At 29.8% G+C, this 21052-nt stretch carries 22 protein-coding genes; 5 read left to right on the top strand and 17 right to left on the bottom strand.

The features are described 5' to 3' along the window. Positions 1–42: 42 nt before the first annotated feature. The 9 genes from rplS to WBG30_RS03310 form a co-directional block, all read right to left on the bottom strand. Positions 43–393, bottom strand: a complete 351-nt coding sequence (rplS, locus tag WBG30_RS03350; protein WP_424503231.1) for a 50S ribosomal protein L19 — start codon at positions 391–393, stop codon at positions 43–45. Between the two features lie 109 nt (positions 394–502). After that, a complete protein-coding gene (locus WBG30_RS03345) occupies positions 503–1378 on the bottom strand; it encodes a YjjW family glycine radical enzyme activase (RefSeq protein ID WP_424503230.1) in 876 nt (291 codons plus the stop codon). A 129-nt stretch (positions 1379–1507) separates the two neighbouring features. Beyond that, positions 1508–3004, bottom strand: a complete 1497-nt coding sequence (locus WBG30_RS03340) for a YjjI family glycine radical enzyme (RefSeq protein WP_424503229.1) — start codon at positions 3002–3004, stop codon at positions 1508–1510. A gap of 53 nt (positions 3005–3057) precedes the next feature. Then, positions 3058–4782: an ABC transporter ATP-binding protein gene (locus WBG30_RS03335; protein WP_424503228.1), complete on the bottom strand. Its 1725-nt coding sequence runs from the start codon at positions 4780–4782 to the stop codon at positions 3058–3060. Between the two features lie 389 nt (positions 4783–5171). Next, entirely contained in the window at positions 5172–5870 is a 699-nt protein-coding gene (locus WBG30_RS03330; RefSeq protein WP_424503227.1) for an SEC-C metal-binding domain-containing protein, read from the bottom strand. Next, complete coding sequence (locus tag WBG30_RS03325; protein WP_424503226.1) at positions 5848–6648, bottom strand: hypothetical protein; 801 nt, start codon at positions 6646–6648, stop codon at positions 5848–5850. The genes WBG30_RS03330 and WBG30_RS03325 overlap by 23 nt, the downstream gene beginning before the upstream one ends. Positions 6649–6681: 33 nt before the next feature. Continuing rightward, positions 6682–7047, bottom strand: coding sequence for a cyclic GMP-AMP synthase DncV-like nucleotidyltransferase (locus WBG30_RS03320; RefSeq protein WP_424503225.1), 366 nt, complete (start codon positions 7045–7047; stop codon positions 6682–6684). Beyond that, positions 7048–7722 (bottom strand): hypothetical protein, encoded by a 675-nt coding sequence (locus WBG30_RS03315; protein ID WP_424503224.1) that lies wholly within the window; start codon positions 7720–7722, stop codon positions 7048–7050. Between the two features lie 54 nt (positions 7723–7776). After that, positions 7777–8307: a hypothetical protein gene (locus WBG30_RS03310; protein ID WP_424503223.1), complete on the bottom strand. Its 531-nt coding sequence runs from the start codon at positions 8305–8307 to the stop codon at positions 7777–7779. 922 nt (positions 8308–9229) lie between these two features. Between WBG30_RS03310 and WBG30_RS03305 the strand changes: the two genes are divergently transcribed. The 4 genes from WBG30_RS03305 to WBG30_RS03290 all read left to right on the top strand — a co-directional run bounded on the left by WBG30_RS03305 (position 9230) and on the right by WBG30_RS03290 (position 12793). Beyond that, the gene (locus WBG30_RS03305) at positions 9230–10243 is read left to right on the top strand and encodes a methionine ABC transporter ATP-binding protein (protein ID WP_424503222.1); all 1014 of its coding nucleotides are present in this window, start codon (positions 9230–9232) and stop codon (positions 10241–10243) included. Then, a complete protein-coding gene (locus WBG30_RS03300; RefSeq protein WP_424503221.1) occupies positions 10236–10892 on the top strand; it encodes a methionine ABC transporter permease in 657 nt (218 codons plus the stop codon). Before WBG30_RS03305 ends, WBG30_RS03300 begins: the two co-directional genes overlap by 8 nt. Positions 10893–10965: 73 nt before the next feature. After that, positions 10966–11757, top strand: coding sequence for a MetQ/NlpA family ABC transporter substrate-binding protein (locus WBG30_RS03295; protein WP_424503220.1), 792 nt, complete (start codon positions 10966–10968; stop codon positions 11755–11757). 346 nt (positions 11758–12103) lie between these two features. Next, a complete protein-coding gene (locus WBG30_RS03290) occupies positions 12104–12793 on the top strand; it encodes a Crp/Fnr family transcriptional regulator (protein WP_424503219.1) in 690 nt (229 codons plus the stop codon). A gap of 150 nt (positions 12794–12943) precedes the next feature. Here the strand turns inward: WBG30_RS03290 and WBG30_RS03285 are convergent, their stop codons facing one another. The 8 genes from WBG30_RS03285 to accD form a co-directional block, all read right to left on the bottom strand. Next, positions 12944–13381 (bottom strand): gamma-glutamylcyclotransferase family protein, encoded by a 438-nt coding sequence (locus WBG30_RS03285; RefSeq protein ID WP_424503218.1) that lies wholly within the window; start codon positions 13379–13381, stop codon positions 12944–12946. Positions 13382–13427: 46 nt separating this feature from the next. Then, positions 13428–14069 carry a pyroglutamyl-peptidase I gene (pcp, locus tag WBG30_RS03280; RefSeq protein ID WP_424503217.1) on the bottom strand — a complete coding sequence of 214 codons (642 nt, stop codon included), beginning with the start codon at positions 14067–14069 and terminating at the stop codon, positions 13428–13430. 12 nt (positions 14070–14081) lie between these two features. Next, on the bottom strand, positions 14082–14996 hold the full coding sequence (locus tag WBG30_RS03275; RefSeq protein ID WP_424503216.1) for a DUF979 domain-containing protein: 915 nt from the start codon (positions 14994–14996) through the stop codon (positions 14082–14084). After that, complete coding sequence (locus WBG30_RS03270) at positions 14993–15670, bottom strand: DUF969 domain-containing protein (protein ID WP_424503215.1); 678 nt, start codon at positions 15668–15670, stop codon at positions 14993–14995. Before WBG30_RS03270 ends, WBG30_RS03275 begins: the two co-directional genes overlap by 4 nt. A gap of 197 nt (positions 15671–15867) precedes the next feature. Beyond that, positions 15868–17298, bottom strand: coding sequence for a pyruvate kinase PykF (gene pykF, locus WBG30_RS03265; protein ID WP_424503214.1), 1431 nt, complete (start codon positions 17296–17298; stop codon positions 15868–15870). Between the two features lie 57 nt (positions 17299–17355). After that, positions 17356–18324 (bottom strand): 6-phosphofructokinase, encoded by a 969-nt coding sequence (gene pfkA, locus WBG30_RS03260; RefSeq protein ID WP_424503213.1) that lies wholly within the window; start codon positions 18322–18324, stop codon positions 17356–17358. 76 nt (positions 18325–18400) lie between these two features. Beyond that, a complete protein-coding gene (locus WBG30_RS03255; protein ID WP_424503212.1) occupies positions 18401–19348 on the bottom strand; it encodes an acetyl-CoA carboxylase carboxyltransferase subunit alpha in 948 nt (315 codons plus the stop codon). 16 nt (positions 19349–19364) lie between these two features. Further along, positions 19365–20246 (bottom strand): acetyl-CoA carboxylase, carboxyltransferase subunit beta, encoded by an 882-nt coding sequence (gene accD / locus WBG30_RS03250; protein ID WP_424503211.1) that lies wholly within the window; start codon positions 20244–20246, stop codon positions 19365–19367. A 368-nt stretch (positions 20247–20614) separates the two neighbouring features. Here accD and WBG30_RS03245 point away from each other — a divergent pair. After that, a partial coding sequence (locus WBG30_RS03245; RefSeq protein WP_424503210.1) for a hypothetical protein occupies positions 20615–21052 on the top strand: 438 nt, incomplete at its 3' end.

Genomic DNA, 21052 nt, shown 5'->3' with positions numbered 1-21052 from the left:
TAAAAAAAGCATCGAGTTTCCTCGATGCTTTTACAATTATAATTACTTTCTAAGTTCAGTGATTCTAGCTTTCTTACCAGATAATCCTCTAAGGTAGAATAATCTTGCTCTTCTAACTTTTCCGATTCTCTTAACTTCAATACTGTCGATCATTGGTGAGTTAACAGGTAATATTCTCTCTACTCCAAATCCAGCAGTTACTTTTCTAATTGTGAAAGTCTTAGCAATTCCTCCACCATTTACTCTGATTACTACACCTTCGAAATGTTGGATTCTTTCTTTTTCTCCCTCTTTAACTTTTAAAGCTACGTTTAAAGTATCTCCAGCTTTAAATTCAGGTAAGTCAGTTCTGATGTAATCTTTTTCTACTAACATGATTAATTTTTCTTTCATTTTTTTGTTCCTCCTAAGTTCTAAGACATTCTTAATAACGCATACAGGTTACAGAGGAATATCCGATTTTTAACTAGATAATTTTACCATATCTGTTATTATATGTCAATCAGATTATAATTACTTTTTGTACACCATTCCTTCTTGCAAGAAGAGATAACTCATCCATCATCTTATCTACAGGACTTGATATTTCTAAGAGCTTCCCCTCTAGAACTTCTTTTCTTACACCTATATGTCTATATTTTATAAGTTTATAAATAACATTTTTATCTAGTTGATTTCTAGTATTTATTTCACTTATCAAACGTGATACCTCAGTAACAGTTTCTATATTATCTAGTAGTTTAGGTACAACCACTGTTCTCACTTCATATAGCTTACCTAAATCGCCTAGAAACTCTATATTTTTTTTTACAATAAAATTATCAATACCTGTAAGATTATTATGAGCTTTTTCGTCCCACACTTTCATATCTACCATAAATTTATCTGTAGCTTGTATAAATTCACTATAGATATTCTCACTCATATCTAGAGATCCATTGGTATCTACAAATGTAGTCAACCCTAATTTTTTAACCTCTTTAAATAATTTTGTTATAAATTTATAACTTAGAGTAGCTTCTCCACCACTTACAGTTATTCCACGGATAAAACCACTGACTTTCTTTATCTCCTCTAAAAGTTCTTCTACACTATAATCTATAGTTTTAGGAGATGAATTTATCATACAAACCTCTGTACACCTATCACATTCTACACAGAGTTTTTTATCCCAGCAAACCTTTGAGTCTACCATAGTCAGTGCTCCTACAGGACAGCTATCTATACAAATTCCACAAGAATTGCACTTATTTATAGTCTCTGGATTGTGACAGTACAGGCAATTATAGTTACATCCTTGAAAAAATATACTCATCCTATTCCCTGGACCATCTACATTGGAAAATTTTATTATCTTGTTTATTTTTGCCTTTTTCATGAACAGACCTCTTTTTGCCAAATTTCAACCCTTTTTTTTAGTCACGAATTACACGAAAGATATACGATTATAAGTTTACTCCTTATTTCGTGATAATTAGTGTAATTCGTAACTAGTCTTTTTTTATCATTATTTTTTTCTTAATTTCCTCTGCAATACCCTTCCATTATCTCTAGCACCTTTTCCCAAAATAGTAGTATCTCTTAAAACTACTTTCCCTTCGTCTAATTTTTTCATTTCTGATCTTTTTACTAAATACCCAGTAACTCTGACTACATCACAGTCACTACCATACATAGAAAAAAATCTAAGTCCCATATTAAATCCACCATTTATTATATCTAATATAGCCTGAGGATTCTTTTTATATGTTTCATCAAATGAATATATATCTCCTAGTCCACTGGCAAAATATTTATGAAATGGTGCAGCTTGTACTATAAGATCAAATATTTCTGGTTCCTCACCAATTGGTATTCTACACCCGGGACTTTCTCCAGCATCAGTTTCAATCCCTACCTGAGAATGTAAAAGATGTTTTTTATCTTCACTCTCAAAATATTTACATCTATGGGCTTTTATTATTTTTGTAAGAACTTTTACTATATCTTCTCCTAATTCATTGGCTAGATCATTACTACCAAATCTACCAGTGTTTCCTTCTAGTTCCATCAGATGATTTACACATTCTGCTAATCCAACCATTCCAAAGAGTCCTGTAAATTTTTCTTTTTTTATAAACCCTTCTGCTACTAAGAAATTAACTTGAAAAAACACCGATTCTTCCAATATGAATCTAATTCTTTCATCTATGTACCCAAGCATCTCATGGGCTACTTTTGGTAAAACATTTTCCATGAAATCAGCTTTATTACTAGCTTTTTCAGCTAGTCTTCCCAATCTCACCCGTACTAATGTATGAGCTCCTCCACCTACTTCTAAACCGTTATAGCAACTTACTATCCCGTATTCATTTCCACCAAAATCTTCCCTATACATACTATCTTTGGCAAAACTAGGTTTCGCTGTAACCAAAGCTGTATTGATCGATTCGATAGCTAATTTATTGGTAGTTTCTTCACTATATTTTAATGTCAAATTAGGAGTAGGTAATTCTAACTCCCTCATTGCTTTTAATATTAACATCCCTGCTTTTGTTTCACGTGGTCCTATGTTAGCATGGCAAAACGAATCTGTAATAGTCGTATCTATATGCTTTAAAAATAATTTTATAGCTCTATAACATTCGCCTTCATTTTCATCTGTCACAAATTTTTCCAAAAGGTAATCTATATTTCCTAGGTATACTGGCATAGTTGTTATAGAAGGTACATGTTTATAAAACATCAATAGATTATTTGTTGCTTCCCAAATATCTGTAGGAGATGTAATATTTAAAAATTCACACCCACCTTTCATAAATTTATCGTAATCAGGTAAGATATATCTCGGTCTATATGGTGCATTTCCCTCAAATAAATCACATATAATTCCTGCTTCTCTATATTCTTTTACATAATCTGTCATTTCTAATACATCTAAAGTATTTTCTGCAGCACGGGCCAATCCCAATACCCTCTGTTCAAAGGTAATATTCGTATCTTTAATTATATCTAATATACTCATAATCTCTCTCCTTTTTTCATTCTCTTTGTGAACAAGGTTCTATCTAAATTATATCATACAAATCCATGAAATTCTGAGTTATACAATTTTTCATATTTTCCCTTTTTCCCTATAAGTTCTTCATGAGTTCCTTCTTCTTGGATTCCCTCTTTATCTAAGTAGATTATATTATCTGAATTTTTTATAGTTGTTAATCTATGAGCTATAGTAAGAGTTGTTCTTCCAACTGATAATTTAGCCAAAGAATCTTGGATATATTTTTCAGTTTGATTATCTAGAGCACTAGTTGCTTCATCCAATATTAAAATCTTTGGATTTTTTAAAAATATTCGAGCTATAGATATTCTTTGTTTTTGTCCACCAGATAGTTTGACTCCTCTTTCTCCTACCAAGGTATCCATTCCATCAGGTAATTCATTTATAAATTCTAGAGCATTGGCCATTTTTGCGGCACTTTTTATCTCATCTTGAGTAGCGTCAATTTTTCCTAGACCAATATTGTCTCCTATACTTCCATGAAATAAATATACATCCTGCTGAACGATCCCTATATTTTTTCTAAGCGAATTCTGTGTTATTTTCTTAACATCTACACCATCTATGGTAATCTGACCACGGCTTACATCATAAAATCTAGGTAATAAACTACAAATTGTAGATTTCCCTGCTCCACTAGGACCAACTAAAGCCACTTTTTCTCCGGCTTTTATATCTAAATTGAAATTTTTTAATATTATCTCTCCATCATTATATGAAAAATCTACAGATTTAAATCCTAGGTTTCCAAAAATATTTTCTAAATTTTGAGCACCTTCACTGTCTTTTATATCTGGATCGATATTCATAACTTCACAAAATCTTTCATAACCTACAGTCCCTTGCTGATACATCTCTAAAAATGAAATAATTCTCTTAATTGGATCTAAAAACCTATTTACAAAGAGTAAAAATGCAATCAATATACCGACTGTTAATTGACCTTTTATTACCATGGTTCCACCTAAAACTAAGATTATAATTTGGATTCCTCCAGAAAATACTCCTGTTGCACTGGTCAATATACTTATGGGTTCAAAGGCTTTCATAAGACTGTCCGCCACACTTTTATTATATTTGTCAAAGTTTTTTGAACTTGTTTTTTCATTTCCAAATGCTTTTACAACTCTAATTCCTGCTATACTATCCTCTAAATGAGAGTTTACTTCTGCCGATACAACTCTATAATCTTTAAAAGCTCTCTTCATTTTTTTATTTTCTTTTATCACAAAATAAATATAAAAAGGCAAGATTGAAAATACCACTAGAGTTAGAGTAATATTTAAATTTATCATCAAAATAAATGATCCTATAAAGGTAACTATTATTATAAATAGATCTTCAGGACCGTGATGGGCTAATTCAGACAAGATCTCAAGATCTCCCATAACTCTGGACATTATCGTTCCAGTTTTGGCATTATCATAATAAGATAATGATAATTTTTGCAGATGACGAAATAATTTATTTCTCATGTCATACCTTATATTGACTCCCATCTTATGTCCATAATAGGTTACTATATAGGCTAAGATAGCTCTTATCCCTTGGAGTACTACTAATATTGATATCAAAATCAGAAAAAATTTATAATTTTTATTTGGCAGTTCCACATCTATTATCCTCTGGGTAAATACTGGAAATGCTAGGTCTATCATTGCCATAAAAAATGCACTTGAAAAATCCAAGATAAATAATTTCTTATGGGGTTTAAAATGTTCAAAAATATCTGTTAGTTTCATTTTGCCTCCTGTTTATACTTTTTTGTTATTAATATTTAATGTAATTATATCATATAAATATATATAATTGAGAGTTATATAATTTCTGTTATTTTTACTTTTCTACACATATAAAAAGACCTAGATTTTTAAATCTAGATCTTAGGAATTTCTATTAAATATTTTAATTTATTAGGAGTTATTATCCCCATATAGATAGCTTTCTTAGGGTATTAACCATCAGATTTTATTTTATCTAATTTTGACTATAATTATTCAAAAAAAATCAGCCCTAGTACGCATGGTAAACTATTAAGCATGGCTGACATGTTATAAATCCCTTTAATAAAAAAATTTAGTTTAGATATAAGAAAAAATTTAAAATTTAAATATTATTCTCCTGTTTCTATTTATATAAACTTTTTATAAAACTTTTTACTCTTTAATTTTTTCAAAGTTTTCATATCTTTTTTTAATACTTGTTTAGAAACTTTACTAAGTTTTAAATGAATTTGACTATAGTGGCATTCTCTAAACTTTAAACCACTTCCACATGGACATAACATATTTTTATTTCCTAAATAAAATTCAAGAATAGATATAATCTTATCTTTTTCTTTTATTCCTAATATATCTTCATAAGCTTCTCTTATACCATCTCCATGAGAATATTCTCCTACTGGAAAATCACCATATTCTTTTATACAACAATATCTAAAGAAATATGGAATAATAAATTGATCTATATATTTAGTTATAGATTTATTACTCGCAATATATCCTTGCCAAAGTTCTATTGAACTTCCTAAACAGAGATTACCTTTTCTGAATTTATGATAATTACTGTCTACTTTCTTTGAGGTTTCAATAACCTCAGGAAGACTTTTATTTGTTTTATCTATTGTTATTTTAACTTCAAACTCTTTATTTTTTATAATATAGTATCTATCACCAGCATCATAGTTTAGATCTATTTTAACTACTCCAGTTAAAATAACTTTTTTAGAGGATTCCAATATCTGGAACCCTTTATTATGCAATTCACTTTTTTCTTCAAAATTGATAACTATTCCATTTTTTTTTGGTTTAATTATGGCAATCACCACCATATGGTTTACTTACACGAGAAATAGCTGTTGTTCCTGCAATAATTCCAGATTTCTTCCCAAACTTTTCTTCATATTTTTTCAAACTTTTTCCAAAAGCATTATTAAAAGATTTTTTTCCAAATTTTTCTATATATTTATCCTTTATCTCAATATTTTCAAAAATATTATCCTCACCATTTATTATATCTATAATATCTTGATGAGCGAGTTTTATCCAATTCCTAAAAGCTATAGCTAAATCATCGTTATTATTCCATTTATCTGCAAAATTTTCCACAGGATTAACGGGATTTGTTATTTGATATTCATTACCTGTTTTTATTATATAGGTCTTCATGTTTTTAGTTAACTCTAAAAGAGTTTCTGTTAAAGAAGAGTTGCCATTATAAGCATGAGCTGCTAACGTTGATATAATTACTGAACTTACTCTTTTTTCTAGATTATCTTTAAAATAAATATCTCTATGTCTTTTCAATATTTGTATTGCTTTTTGTAATGATGTTTTTATTTTGTAATCTGGAACATCCTCAATATCAATTTTATAGCTTTCTGCGATAGCATTTTTTCTTATATTATAACGTTCTTTCATTCTCCCCTTGAACCACTCAAAATACCCTAATGGATTACTCACTTCCCAATTTAATGTAAGTTGATCGTAAAATTCAGACGTCTTATCTGTTATTGCTAAAGTTGTTTCTTTGTTATCTGCTCTAAGGTTGCGAGATTCCAATATTAACCCAAAACTATTTCCATCTGGTAAAGCAGGAAGAAAATCCATATGAAATTTAGCTTCTTTATGATAGGTTAAAGTTCAACATCTTTTACCATTTTTTGGCTCTTCGTTCATATCTTTAGATATGGCATAAGCTATAATGTCTTTTCCTAGTGTATCTTTAACTTGTTTTTGAGTAGAATTTTTTTTAGAAACATTTACCAATTCACAAACAGCATCGATATCATAAACATCTGTATCATCAATAGGTTTTGTTATTGTTCCAAGTTTAGCAGACCCTTGAAGAAAAATATTAACGTTTATACCTAATTGATTAAGGTAAGATCCTTCTCTATTTAACCATCTTCCTACTGATTGATACCTTTTTTCTGCAACTTCAAATAATGAAGGAGTTATATCAAGCTCTTGTGCTAATTCTTCAAAAATTATATCTAGTTCTCTCATTTACTTCCCTCCGTTTTCTAAAGTTTCTTTTGTATGTTCTCCTATTCGATAAGACATCCCATTTTCCATAAAGTGATCTCTTTCTATATCTTTTGCTGAAACTAATATAAAATCAGTATTTTTAGAAACTAGTTCTTCTAAAACAGTTTCTTGTTCTTTTGTTAATACGATTTCAAAAATATCTGCTATAAGTATTTCATAACAATCAAAATGTTTTGAATACTTTAATCCATTATTATTCCTTCTTATAAACCTAGGTTGAAATAAAGAATTAGAAAATAAATAACTTTTTTCTGGTATTTCATTAAGAACTTCTTCTTCAAATTCTCTAAATACACTAGTTTCTCTATCTTTTTTACTTTCAAACCATTTTATAAACTTAGAAACGTACTTCTTAGGAACTCTAACTCTTAAATCTTTCTTACTTGCATCATCTAAAGGTATGTTTCCTTCGTCATTCATAATTCCCCATTCTTCTATTTTAGATAGAAATAAATCATTATATTTGTATACTCCACCTATAGGTTGATACTGTTCTATTCTTCCACCTTTAATTAAAAGATATTTCGCATCAATTTTTATTCTAAAAAGATAAGATATACTAAATCTAACATCTTTATCCGAAATTGAAATTCGTTTAAGTATTGATTTTAATTCCTCTTTATTTTTAAACATTTTTTGCCTCCAATTTTATTTTTTGATATTTTATTATATCTATCAAAAAAATCCCTAATTCAGAAGCACTCTATTTTCTTCTAATGCAACAGATCCTAACAATAATTTGGTAGATCTTTGAATAGAATAAAAATATTTCTTTAGAGCGTTTAAAGGTTCCTCTAATAACTGAGAAATAAGATCTCCAAGTAAAATCCATTCTATTTTTTCTTTGGCATATTCTACTAATATCCCTAACTTTTGAGAATTAACACCTTTTCTCTTTAGTTCTTTTAATTTTGTAACCCTAAATTTCTTGTCTTTTAAGTTTTGTTTTTGGTTTTTATCTTTTATATATTCTCTTTCCGAATAAAGAGTAGAATCACTTAAAAAATCTTCAGAAGCAATATATTTTGCTCCAATTACAGTTTTATATTTTTTCTTTGAAAATTTATAGTTAATTTTATTTTGTTTTTTTATAGATGCCTTTTTTAAAGATTCTATACTTTTTTCTATTCTTTTAAAATAACATGATTTATCAGAAGGATTAAATTGAATATTTAACTCTTTTCTTTTTAATTCTAATTTTCTTATTAAATCATTCAATTCAAATCCCTCCTTTTTTACTATATATAGATATTTTATATTTATATATTACCATATATAGAAAGATCACCTTAATTCATTTCCATAATAGAAGATATATATAATTTATATATTTGAGTTTAAGATTGATAAACATGGGCTTTATAAAATTACAAATTCTTAAAAAAATTCTTATTTGACATTCGATTATTTTGTTTTATGAAAAACCTAAAAGAAACTTATATTTTTCTTTTTCTAAATGTTCTCTAGTTTCCCAATAAGTATTCTACTTAGTCTCCCTAAAAGATAAGTTTTCTAAAGATTCTTAGACTATATAATAATCTTTAGAAGTCTTGGGGATACCCCTTGCGAGTACGCAGTGAAATGAAGACTGCAACTCTAAAAAAATAAAATTTTTTTTACTTACCCCTATAACATCAAATGATTATTGCTTCGGTTTCTCTGTTTTGAGAGAAACCATAAGAAGGAGGAGTAAGAACCTTATTCCTTTTCTTTGGTTCGTTTCTTTGCTCATTCATATTTAAAATTAACTTTTTTTATATTTAATTTTAATAATCATGAAACCTCCGCTAACATGGGAAGAGGTCTAACACTAAAAATAAATACTTTATTTGATTTTGATTCTAAAAAAACAATACTAAAGTATTTATTTTAAAATTTTTCTTTACAACTTCAAAAAACCATGTTATTATCTAAAAAAAATAATAAACGAGGAAGATTGCTATGAAAAATTTAAAATTCAGACAATTAAATATGATGATGATGCCGTGGAGGAGTTTGTAACTTAAATTATTTAATTTAAGGACAGACTCATTTTGTAATTAATTACATGAGTCTGCCAAACATCTTTCAAGCAATTACGAAAGCCTGTGGTAGACGCCACAGGCTTTTTTTATTAAAAATTTTAAAAGGAGATAAAACTATGATTCAAATTAAAAACATCAAAAAAACTTATACAAGTAATAATATCAAAGTCGATGCACTAAAAGATATTAACTTAGACATAAAAAAAGGAGATTTCTATGGGATAATCGGTCTTAGTGGGGCTGGAAAATCAACTCTTATTAGACTCCTAAATAGATTAGAAGAACCAACTAGCGGTGAGATCATAGTAGATAAAAAAGATATTCTAGCTTTTAATAATTCTGAGTTGCAAGAATACAGAAAAAAAACAGGGATGATCTTTCAACACTTTAATCTTATGAATTCCAGAAGTGTAAGAGGTAATATCGCTTTTGCTCTAGAGGTAGCCAGCTATCCCAAGGAGAAGATCCAACCTAGAATTATTGAGCTCCTAAAACTAGTAGAATTAGAAGATAAGATAGATAGCTATCCCGCACAACTATCTGGAGGTCAAAAACAAAGAGTTGCTATTGCTAGAGCTTTAGCCAACCACCCAAAAGTTCTCCTTTCAGATGAAGCCACTAGTGCACTAGATCCAAAAACTACCAAGAATATCTTAAACTTATTAAAAGATATACAAAAAAAATTAAACCTGACTATCATCCTTATTACACATCAAATGGAAGTTATCAGAGATTCATGTAATAAAGTGGCAGTTTTAGATGGAGGGAATGTTATAGAAGTTGGAGCAGTTACAAATATATTTTCAAATCCTCAAACGACTATCACTCAAGAATTTATAAAACATCTGATTCCAGAGGAAGAAGTAGAAGTTGCATTCATTCAAAAGAAAGGCAAAAAAATTGTAAAGATTTCCTATATAGGAGTGACTATTGATAAACCTATTATCTCTCAATTGATTAGAAAATTTGATGTAGATATAAGTATCTTAGCTGGGAGTATCAATAAATTAGTAACTAAAAGTGTTGGTTTTCTCACGTTGGAACTCAGTGGAGATATGGAAAAGCAATTAGAAAGTATCGAATGGCTAAAACAAAATAAATTAGGAATTGAGGTGCTATACAATGGATAAAATTATAAGTTTACTCTTACCAGCATTTAACGAAACTATATATATGGTGTTATTTTCAGCTATATTTTCCCTCCTCATAGGAATTCCTATAGGAATATTATTATATATCACCAAACCTGGAAATATATTGCCTATGAATAAATTAAATAAAATTTTAGATCTTATTATAAACATAGGAAGGTCTTTTCCATTTATTATATTGATGATCTTAGTTTTACCTATATCACGATTTATCGTAGGAACAACTATTGGCTCCACAGCTAGTATTGTACCACTTTCTATCTCCGCTGCTCCCTTTGTTGCTAGAATCATCGAAGGAGCCGTCAGTGAAGTCGATAGAGGGATTATCGAAGCTTCTATATCATTAGGAGCATCTAAATTTGAAATTATTACTAAAGTGTTGATCCCAGAGGCACTTCCAAGTCTTATTCACGGCATCACATTAACTATAATAAATTTAATTGGATATTCTGCCATGGCAGGAGCCATTGGAGGAGGTGGTTTAGGAGATGTAGCAATCAGATATGGATATCAAAGGTTCCAAGTAGATATAATGATCATATCGGTTATCAGTATAATAATACTGGTTCAAATAGTACAATTTACAGGGAACACTATTGTTAGCAATATCACGGCCAAGAGAAAGTAAGGACAAAATATTTATTAGAAATTAACGTTGAGGTAATTCATGAATTACCCGTACATATTAGGAGGAACACATTATGAAAAAAATTATATTATTATTAACACTTATTGCTGTATTTATAGGTTGTGGAAAAAAAGAGGTTACAGAAAATAACATACTTAGAGTAGGAGCCTCACCATCTCCCCACGCTGAAATTTTAACTCTTATAAAAGATGATTTAGTTAAAGAAGGAATACAACTTGAAATTATTGAATTTACCGACTATATTACTCCAAATCAAGCTTTAAATGACGGTGAGATCGATGCTAATTTTTTCCAACATCTACCATATTTAGAATCTTTCTCAAAGGATAGAGGATTAGATCTAAGTTCTGTTGGAGGAGTATTTGTTTCTCCCCTAAGTCTTTTTTCAGATAAGATAAAGGATCTAAAAGATCTACAAGATGGTGCTACTATTGCCATTCCTAACGATCCTTCTAATGGTGGAAGAGCATTGATCGTATTAGAAAAAGCAGGACTTATCAAATTAGACCCTAATGCTGGATTAAGAGCTACAGTATTAGATATCACAGAAAATCCTAAAAAATTAAATTTTAAAGAATTAGATGCAGCTCAACTACCTAGATCTCTACAAGATGTAGACTGTGCGTTTATCAATGGAAACTATGCTTTAGATGCTGGAATTGACCCTGTAAATGATGCTATATTGAGAGAAGGAAAAGATTCTCCTTACGCAAATATAGTAGCTGTTAAAACAGAGAATAAAAAAGATAAAAAAGTAGAAATTTTAATGAAAGCTCTTCGTACAGAAAAAGTAAGAAACTTTATCATTAATAAGTATAAAGGAATTATAGCACCAACATTTTAAAAGGTTACATAAACAGATTTATACAAATATATATCAATATTTTTTCACATGGGAATTCCTAGATTTAATAGGAATTCCTATTTTAATTTACCTTCGCTTAGTTTATTATAGAGAACCCTATGGTTCCAATTACTTAAAAATCTCATTTTTAACATAAAGAAATTTAAAATTAATTTAAGAAAAACACTTGTTAAAATTAGAATTTAAAGATAAAATATTCATAGATAGATACCAAAAGTGTAAGTTTTACACAAATTCAATTAATAAATTTTCCAGTTACCAGTAGATAAATAATTTTTATTTCATTTTAAAACCAAAAATTTTTTTTAACTTCAAAAGGAGAAGCATGAATAAAGAATACTCTACAATATTTGATTTAAAGAAACAAAATAATATGAGAAACTTTTTTTTAAATACTTTAACACCTTATGGTTCAAATTTTTTCTACCATAAAAACAACATCCTCTGTCTTGACATTATAAATTCAATATATATTTTAGCCTCTGGAGAGGTTCAAATTTCTCTCTGTGAAGAAAGTGGTAATGAGCAATTAATCTATACTTTGAGTCCTGGAGAAATTTTAGGGGAATTTGAAATATTTTCAGGTATCTCAGAAAATTATATTCTTCATTTTGTCACCGATTCAAAACTATGCAAAATTAATAAAGATAAAATAGATCAACTTCTTTTAACGAACCCTTGCTCTTATTCGTATTTTATTCATAGCATGTCTAGAAAATATCACTTGGCTATTTTTCAACTTAGTTTTAATAAATTTTATATGACTGAAGAAAGAGTTCTTGAATTTTTAATTCGAATAGCCACATCTAGAAATCCACAAAAACAAAAAAATGTAGAAGTTTCTGGATATACTCATGAAAATATTGGAAATACACTAAATATTTCTAGAATAGGTGTTACAAATATTTTGAAAAAATTACAGGATAAAAAATTAATTACAATCAAAAGAAAACTTATAACTATCCTTGCAATTTCTCAATTAAAAAGTTATAGAAAAAGTATAAAAAAAAGGTAGAGATAAATTTATTCCAATTATATTTATTGGGCATTTAAAATGATTTTTCTTAATGTATAAATAGTAAATTATATAAAATTAAAAACTATTTTTTTCTAAGAAACAATTCCCTCTACCTAAGTACTTATAGGAGATTCTCATATATATTTACTACATATTATTATTTTTATTAGACATATATATACTCCAATCTCCAGAAAGAATACAAACTCCTAAGTCATTATCTATAATTTCTTTTTTCGTTGAATTATAGATATATACAGGAAGGAGTTCTTTCTTATTGTTAGGAAATATAACTTCTTTCATCTCTAAATTATATTCATTATTTGGGTTTTTATAAGATATAAATCCCTCCATCCTATGAATCTCATCAAATATTTTCCCATCATCTAAAATATCAAGTACTTCACCAATAATAGTCTCTTCCCCAGAAATAGCAGCAGGATAACCTTTATTAGGAAGATGAAATAACTCACCTAAGATATAAACTCCTGAAATTTTATTAATAGTTTTATTTTTTAGAAATTTGTTATAGTTGTAGAATCCTTCTTTAAGGCTCCCATAAACAAATATTCTTTTTATTTTCATTTACTACCTCCATTTTTTCATATAAAAATATATCACTTGAAATATTCTAAAATTCTTTTCCTCCTGAAATCTTTAAATCTTCATTATTTTCATATATTCCTTTAATTGAAGCTTCCAATCCTCTAGCAATAGATTTTAGATTCATAGAGGGCATATTTTTTTTATCTAATACCTGCTGAGGTATAAAAGGCACATGGATAAATCCTCCTTTTTTTGCCAAAGAAAACTTATTTATGTGGTAAAGAAGACCATACATTATATGGTTACATACGAATGTTCCAGCAGTATTAGATATAGAAGCAGGAATATTTAATTTTTTTATCTCCTCTACCATAGCTTTTATTGGTAGAGTGCTAAAATATGCATTCTCTCCATCAGAATAAACAGGTTCGTCTATCGGTTGATTTCCTTTATTATCTTTTATTCTAGCATCATCCACATTAATAGCTACTCTTTCTATAGAAATATCGTATCTTCCTCCTGCCTGTCCTACACAGATTACAACTTCCGGTTTATGTTCTTTTATACCCTTCAAAAGAATGTCAATTGATTCTTTAAAAACTGTAGGGATTTGAAGTTTAATAATTTCTACCCCTTCTATCTTTAATGGTAAAAGTTTAACAGCTTCCCAAGCTGGGTTTATACTATCATTTCCAAATGGATCAAACCCTGTAATAAGTAACTTCATTTTCTCTCCTCCTTAAAATGCCCAAAAATACATAAGTACAATATGAATTACTAACATTGCAATTGCAACAGGTGCTTGAGCTAATATAACTCCATTTTTATTTTTCATATCCATAATTGCTGCCGGAACAATATTAAAATTGGCAGCCATTGGGGTAAGTAAAGTTCCGCAATATCCTGCTGTAAGTCCTAATATTCCTGCAATAGCTGGATCTGCTCCTTGAGAAAATACAAAGGGAATTCCTATTCCTGCTGTAATTACTGCAAAAGCCGCAAAAGCGTTTCCCATAATCATAGTAAAAATTGCCATCCCAAGACAATAAACTACTACACCTGCTAAGATGTTACCTTGAGGAACAATTGAACCCATTAAATTGGCTATAACATCTCCTACACCTGCTAAAGTAAATAGAGCTCCCAATGCGGCTAAAAGCTGTGGTAAAATCGTTGTAGATCCTATTTGTTGGAGCATTCTAGAACTATCATATCCTACATATTCAAATTTTTCTTTAGTTATAATAAGAGTTAAAATTAACGCTATAATAGACCCTAAACCTAAACCAACTAACCCTCCTAAAGGTGTAAATTGAGCAATGGCGAAAGCGACTACTCCAATAGCTAATGCTGGAAAAAATATTATGTTTCCTATAGTTTTACTTTTTTCAATTCTATACTCTTCTGAGGAGTTCTTTTGTGAACCTGCTCCTACCCTATTTAAGGCCGTCAAAATCCCCATGAATACTAGAAGTCCACCAACAATATGAGGTGGTATTTTTTTCCCTCCAATAAAAATTAATCCAAACAAGATCCAAAATATTCCTGTACCAAATTTTGTTTTATGTTCTTTATCTGTCAGAGCATATATTCCTGTGCCTATTGCGACTAAACCTGTTAATATATACATAATTTCAAGAATTATAGTTTTCATTTACTCTCCCCTCCAATTTTAGATATCTTTTTTTCCAACATATGATTTTGTATTACAGAAAAAATTAATCCAATGATTGCAACTGGAATAGCAGCTTTGGAAACAGAATAAGGTGTTACAATTATTCCTAATTCCTGAAGTGTTCCCACAACTAATAGAACTCCTGCACTGGCTACAAATACATTCTGCCCATAGAAGTTTCCATAATTTTCAACAGCACAAGCAACTCCTTTGATAGTTTCGTTTTTATCATCAGATAAAGCACCATTTTTCTTTTCTCCAGCTCCTTGAGCCATAGGATAGATAAGTGGTCTTATAAACTGTACATGCCCTCCTAATCTCACAGAAAAAGCTGCAGCTAAAGTTCTAATAATCATATACATAGTCAAAACTTTTCCTGTGGTTATAGACTTCATATCACCAATACATTTAGAAGCTCTTTCTTTCAAACCATTTCTTTCTAAAATACCAACAACTGAAAGAGTTAAAAGAAATAGTGTCATATATCGAGTTTTAACAAAAGCTTCTCCTAGTGTAGATAAAATAGTAAAAAAATCCAATCCTGAAACTAAGCCTGTTGTAATTCCTGCAACAATAACAACAGCAATAGTATCTAGTTTTAATAAGAATCCTATTATTATTATTATTATTCCAATAAGTTTTATTGTAACCATAAATTAATCCCCCTTTTTTTTATTACATAAAGAATACAGGAAAGCTAAATATTGTTTTGTAATCTATTTTACATTTAGATAAAATTTTAATTTTTTTAAGAATTACTCGTTAAAAAAAGGAGCTAAAAATTTCAGCTCCTTTTTCTGACATATTTTTATCCTTTCCTATATTTTCTCATAAGAAGGAAAAGTATATATTATTTAATAGTTAATACTTTTAAAGTGTTTGTAGTTCCTGGTTTATATAACTCTTCTCCACAAGATAATACCACTACATCTCCTGCTACAGCTTCTACATATCTCTTAGATATAATTTGTGCAAATTCTGCAAATGCTTCAATAGTTCTTACATCATTATCAATTGCTGAATCTGTATTCATTACTGGATAAACACCCTTAGTAAGCATAAGTTGATTAGCTGTAGTATCATTATTAGTAAGTGCTACTATGTGTGCTGATGGAAAATATTTTCTTAAATTTCTAGCTGCTCTACCAGTTTCAGTTGCTACAAAAATTAACTTAGCGTTTAAAGTTTCTGCTACCTCTACAGTTCCTTTAGAAACCGCTTCAGTTATAGTCATATCTCCTCTGAAATCATGGTGAACATATCCCATTACTGAATCCGTTTTTTTACAGATTTGTGCCATTGTTGACACAGCTTCTACAGGATATTTTCCCTTAGCTGTTTCTCCAGAAAGCATTACTGCATCTGTACCATCTAAGATTGCGTTGGCTACGTCTCCTGCTTCTGCTCTAGTTGGTCTTGGATTTTGGATCATTGAATCTAACATTTGCGTAGCTGTAATTACCATTTTTCCAGATTCATTACATTTGTCGATCATCATTTTTTGTGCAAAAGGAACCTCTTCTACAGGTATTTCTACCCCTAAATCTCCTCTGGCTACCATGATTGCGTTAGATAATTCTAAGATCTCATCAAAGTTATCAACACCCTCTTGGTTTTCTATTTTAGATATAATTTGAATATTACTTCCACCATTACTATCTAAAACTGTTCTTACTGCTCTTACATCATCAGCTTTTCTGATAAATGAAGCCGCTACAAAATCTACTCCTTGTTCGCAACCAAATTTAAGGTCATTGATATCTTTTTCTGATAATGCTGGTAAATTAACAGAAACACCTGGTAAGTTTACACCTTTATTTTCTCCTAAAGCTCCAGTATTATTTACGGTGCAAATCACCTTATTTCCAGTAACTTCTTTAACTGTAAGTCCTACTAAACCATCATCTAATAAGATTGTGTTTCCAGCTTTTAAATCTTCTGTTAATCCTTTATATGTAACTGCTACTATATCCTTGTTTCCAACGATAGTTTCATCAGTTGTAATTGTAAATTCTTGACCTGCTTCTAAGATTACGTCATTTCCACCTTCTAATTTGATAGTTCTGATCTCAGGTCCTTTAGTATCTAAAAGAATAGCTGCTTTAATTCCAGTTTCCTTTATTACCTCTCTCATTGTATCTATTCTACCACCATGTTCAACATAGTTCCCATGGGAAAAATTTAATCTCATTACATTCATTCCAGCCTTTAAAAGGTCAGTTAACATTTCCTTTGATTCTGATTTTGGACCAATGGTACATACTATTTTTGTTTTTTTCATTGTTCTCCTCCTGAATTTGTAAAAATTATTATGAATGAGCTTCTGCTCAGCACTATCTTATTTAGTTAAAATATGAGCTAACTCGATATCTTTTCTTTTTTGAGTATCATCTACGATTCCGTTCCATGCATAATCAATGAATTTAGTAGTTATCTTGTTACTCTCAGAACAAATCATCATTCCACTTTCTCCTGCCATAAGTTCTTTTACAGCTTTAGCTCCCATTTTAGTTGCTAATACTCTATCAAATGCAGATGGTGATCCCCCTCTTTGAATATGTCCTAAAACAGTTATTCTAAGTTCTGTTTCTACCATTTTCTTTAATTCTTTTCCGATTTCATAGGCAGATCCTACCCCTTCAGAAACTAATATAATGTCATGTAATTTACCCATAGCTCTTCTCTCTTTTATAACATCAGCTATATCTTGTACCGAATCGTTTGCTTCTGGTATGAAGAATCCGTCTCCACCTGCAGCTAATGATGCATATAGTGCTAAATCTCCTGCATCTCTTCCCATTACTTCTACTAAGTAAGTTCTTTCATGAGAAGTAGCAGTATCTCTCAATCTAACCATAGCTTCTATTATTATATTTAAAGTTGTATCATATCCAATAGTAAAATCTGTCCCGATAATATCATTGTCTATTGTTCCTGGAATTCCAATAACCTTAATTCCGTGTTCTTTGTATAAAAGATCCGCTCCATGAAACGACCCATCTCCACCGATAACAACAAGACCCTCTATTTCATGAGCTTTTAAATTATCCGCAGCAATTTTTCTTACTTCTGGGTCTTTAAATTCAGGTAATCTAGCACTTAAAAGTACCGTTCCTCCCCTATCTATAATTCCACTTACATCAGAACTAGTCATCTTAAAGATATCGTTATCTAGCATACCTTTATAACCTCTTCTTATCCCAAACACTTCTATCTCATGGTGAAATGCAATCTTTGCCGCTGATCTAATAGCAGCATTCATTCCTGGTGCATCTCCTCCACTTGTTAATATGGCTATTTTTTTCATATTCCAAACACCCCTTCAAATATAACTTTTACGGTTATTTTCTAATAATTTTATAATTATACAAGAGGTTCTTTATCTATCCCTCTTGATTTACTTCACCCATTTTTCTAAATTTTTCATATCTTAGATCTTTCAATTCTAAAATAGGAAGGTCTTTTATTTCTGCATAAGCTTCTAATACTTTTGCTTTTAAACTTTTAGCTATAGCTTCATGATCTCTATGAGCTCCCCCTACAGGTTCCACTATAATATCGTCTATTACTCCCAATTCTATTAATTGGTTAGCTGATATTTTAAGATCATTTGCTGCTTGTGATGCTCTACTAGCATCTTTATATAAAATTGCAGCACATCCTTCTGGCGATATTACAGAATATACACTATTTTCAAGCATAAATACTTTATCTGCAACTCCTAGAGCCAACGCTCCTCCAGATCCACCTTCTCCAATAACAATTGCTATAATTTGAGTTGATAAACCAGCCATTTCCATAAGGTTTCTAGCTATTGCTTCTCCCTGCCCATGCTTTTCTGCATCTATTCCTGGGTATGCTCCTGCTGTGTCTATTAGTGTTAATACAGGTAGTTTAAATCTTTCTGCTAGTTTCATAAGACGTAGAGTTTTTCTATATCCTTCAGGATTTGCCATCCCAAAGTTTCTATATATATTAGACTCCATATCTCTACCTTTTTGGTGCCCAATTATTACAAATCTGTTTCCATCTATTTTTCCAATTCCTCCTACAATAGCCGGATCATCTTTAAACAATCTATCTCCATGTAGTTCTTCAAATTCTTCTACAATATGTTCTATATAATCTAAAGTATATGGTCTCTTTGGATGTCTAGCTACCGACACTCTTTCCCATGAACTCAAATTTTTATAAGTTTCTTTTAACACGGTTTCTTTTTCTGCCTCTAATTTTTCTATCTCAATAGATAAATCTATCTCTTTCTCTTTAGAAAATTCTTTTAATTCTTCTATTTTTGTTTCTATATTTTTTAATTTCTTTTCAAATTCCATATTTTTAACCCCCAAATTATAGTCCAAATAAATTGTCTAATACCCTATGTACAGTTTTCTTTAAGTCTTGCCTCTTCGCAATGATATCAACCATTCCACATTCTTGGACAAATTCACTTAATTGAAAACCTTCAGGTAATTTTTGTTTTATTGTCTGTTCTATAACTCTAGGTCCTGCAAATCCTATAAGAGCTTTCGGTTCACTTATAATTACATCTCCTAACATTGCAAATGATGCAGTTACTCCACCAGTCGTTGGATCTACCGGAATAGATATAAATGGTACTCCCTTTTCACGAAGCCTATCTAAGGCTGCAGAAGTTTTTGCCATCTGCATAAGTGATAAAATTCCTTCATGCATCCTAGCACCACCAGAAGTTGCTACTACTATTACAGGTATTTTTCTTTCCATACCCCTTTCAATTGCGCGAGTAATTTTTTCCCCTACAACTGTTCCCATACTTCCACCTAAAAAAGAAAAATCCATGGCAGCTATACTAACTTCCATACCAAATATCTTCCCGACTCCAGAGATAACCCCTTCTTTTAACTTAGTTTTTATCTTTGCATTTTCTATTTTTTCTGCATAATCAGGAAATTTAAGAGGATCTTTTGTAAATAAATCTATATCAAATTCCTCAAAAGTATCCTTATCTATTAATAATTCTATCCTTTGCTTTCCACTCATTTTAAAGTAATTGTCACAATTTGGACATCTCATGTCATTTTTTTTGATATCTTTTTTATAGATTATGTCATTACATCCTGGACACTTAACCCATAATCCTGACCCTGTTATATTAGGTTCCACCCTTTTAGGCTCTACCCTTTTTTCTTCAGCTTTTTTTTCGATTTTTAATGTAGCGTATTTTTTTTTATTAATAGAGAAAATACCCATTAACTTCACTCCTCCTAGTTAGTAAAACCAAACATAAGACTTTTACGCCTATTGTAAATTTTACTAGATTTTATATATTATTGCAATCTTCCCATTGCGTCATTATTGTTATTTTACCATATATTCTTGTTTAATTTTTAATCAAAACAAAAAAAGTATCTTTTTTGTAGAATAAGTCATTTTTTTTGCATTTTTCTCCCACTCCATAAATACAAATTATCGATATACAATATAATTACAAATGTTATTATACACTATTTTACATTTTTTTTGTATCTCTATCTTCTCCCTTTTATATCATTAAAGAGATTGACATTTACCGATTAGAATTATATACTTTATTTACAATAAATTTTTAGGGGGCTTTTATGAAAAACAAATTAAAGATAATTTTTCTTTCTGGATTGATCCTGTCTTTAGGAGCATGTACCAATATTCAAGATACTTTTACAGGTACTCCTGCATATACAGAAATAGAAAGATCTAATTTTAACATTCAAGAAGAAATACAGTTATTTGCCATGGGCAGTTATCAAGTAAACGAAAGCGGTACTGCTGTAGCTAAGATGAAAGCTAAAGGACAAGCAGAAATATATTTAAAGAAACAAATTTTTAACCAGAGTACAAATATATTGAATTTATTTTTTAATGAAGTTCACATTAAAAATATTATAATCTCTAAAAATACCGTTGAAGATCTAGCTAACCTTGTTTCATCAGAACTAACAAAAGATGCTATTATTACAAACTCATGGAATGACCAAGATAAAGAATTTATTGTTTTAGCTGTAGATAAAACTAAAATT

Origin of the sequence: Psychrilyobacter sp. (assembly GCF_049671765.1) — a bacterium.
Taxonomy (GTDB): Bacteria; Fusobacteriota; Fusobacteriia; order Fusobacteriales; family Fusobacteriaceae; genus Psychrilyobacter.
This window is presented reverse-complemented; position numbering and strand designations above follow the sequence as displayed.

Excerpts from the sequence above, each read along its gene's own strand:
- WBG30_RS03340 (WP_424503229.1), bottom strand. The coding sequence starts at position 3,004 with ATGAGTATATTAGATATAATTAAAGATACGAATATTACCTTTGAACAG.
- WBG30_RS03290 (WP_424503219.1), top strand. The coding sequence starts at position 12,104 with ATGAATAAAGAATACTCTACAATATTTGATTTAAAGAAACAAAATAAT.
- WBG30_RS03320 (WP_424503225.1), bottom strand. The coding sequence starts at position 7,047 with ATGAGAGAACTAGATATAATTTTTGAAGAATTAGCACAAGAGCTTGAT.
- WBG30_RS03325 (WP_424503226.1), bottom strand. The coding sequence starts at position 6,648 with ATGGATTTTCTTCCTGCTTTACCAGATGGAAATAGTTTTGGGTTAATA.
- WBG30_RS03345 (WP_424503230.1), bottom strand. The coding sequence starts at position 1,378 with ATGAAAAAGGCAAAAATAAACAAGATAATAAAATTTTCCAATGTAGAT.
- pcp (WP_424503217.1), bottom strand. The coding sequence starts at position 14,069 with ATGAAGTTACTTATTACAGGGTTTGATCCATTTGGAAATGATAGTATA.
- rplS (WP_424503231.1), bottom strand. The coding sequence starts at position 393 with ATGAAAGAAAAATTAATCATGTTAGTAGAAAAAGATTACATCAGAACT.
- pykF (WP_424503214.1), bottom strand. The coding sequence starts at position 17,298 with ATGAAAAAAACAAAAATAGTATGTACCATTGGTCCAAAATCAGAATCA.
- pfkA (WP_424503213.1), bottom strand. The coding sequence starts at position 18,324 with ATGAAAAAAATAGCCATATTAACAAGTGGAGGAGATGCACCAGGAATG.
- WBG30_RS03305 (WP_424503222.1), top strand. The coding sequence starts at position 9,230 with ATGATTCAAATTAAAAACATCAAAAAAACTTATACAAGTAATAATATC.
- WBG30_RS03295 (WP_424503220.1), top strand. The coding sequence starts at position 10,966 with ATGAAAAAAATTATATTATTATTAACACTTATTGCTGTATTTATAGGT.
- WBG30_RS03275 (WP_424503216.1), bottom strand. The coding sequence starts at position 14,996 with ATGAAAACTATAATTCTTGAAATTATGTATATATTAACAGGTTTAGTC.
- WBG30_RS03335 (WP_424503228.1), bottom strand. The coding sequence starts at position 4,782 with ATGAAACTAACAGATATTTTTGAACATTTTAAACCCCATAAGAAATTA.
- WBG30_RS03330 (WP_424503227.1), bottom strand. The coding sequence starts at position 5,870 with ATGGTGGTGATTGCCATAATTAAACCAAAAAAAAATGGAATAGTTATC.
- WBG30_RS03300 (WP_424503221.1), top strand. The coding sequence starts at position 10,236 with ATGGATAAAATTATAAGTTTACTCTTACCAGCATTTAACGAAACTATA.
- WBG30_RS03285 (WP_424503218.1), bottom strand. The coding sequence starts at position 13,381 with ATGAAAATAAAAAGAATATTTGTTTATGGGAGCCTTAAAGAAGGATTC.
- WBG30_RS03270 (WP_424503215.1), bottom strand. The coding sequence starts at position 15,670 with ATGGTTACAATAAAACTTATTGGAATAATAATAATAATAATAGGATTC.
- accD (WP_424503211.1), bottom strand. The coding sequence starts at position 20,246 with ATGGGTATTTTCTCTATTAATAAAAAAAAATACGCTACATTAAAAATC.
- WBG30_RS03255 (WP_424503212.1), bottom strand. The coding sequence starts at position 19,348 with ATGGAATTTGAAAAGAAATTAAAAAATATAGAAACAAAAATAGAAGAA.
- WBG30_RS03315 (WP_424503224.1), bottom strand. The coding sequence starts at position 7,722 with ATGTTTAAAAATAAAGAGGAATTAAAATCAATACTTAAACGAATTTCA.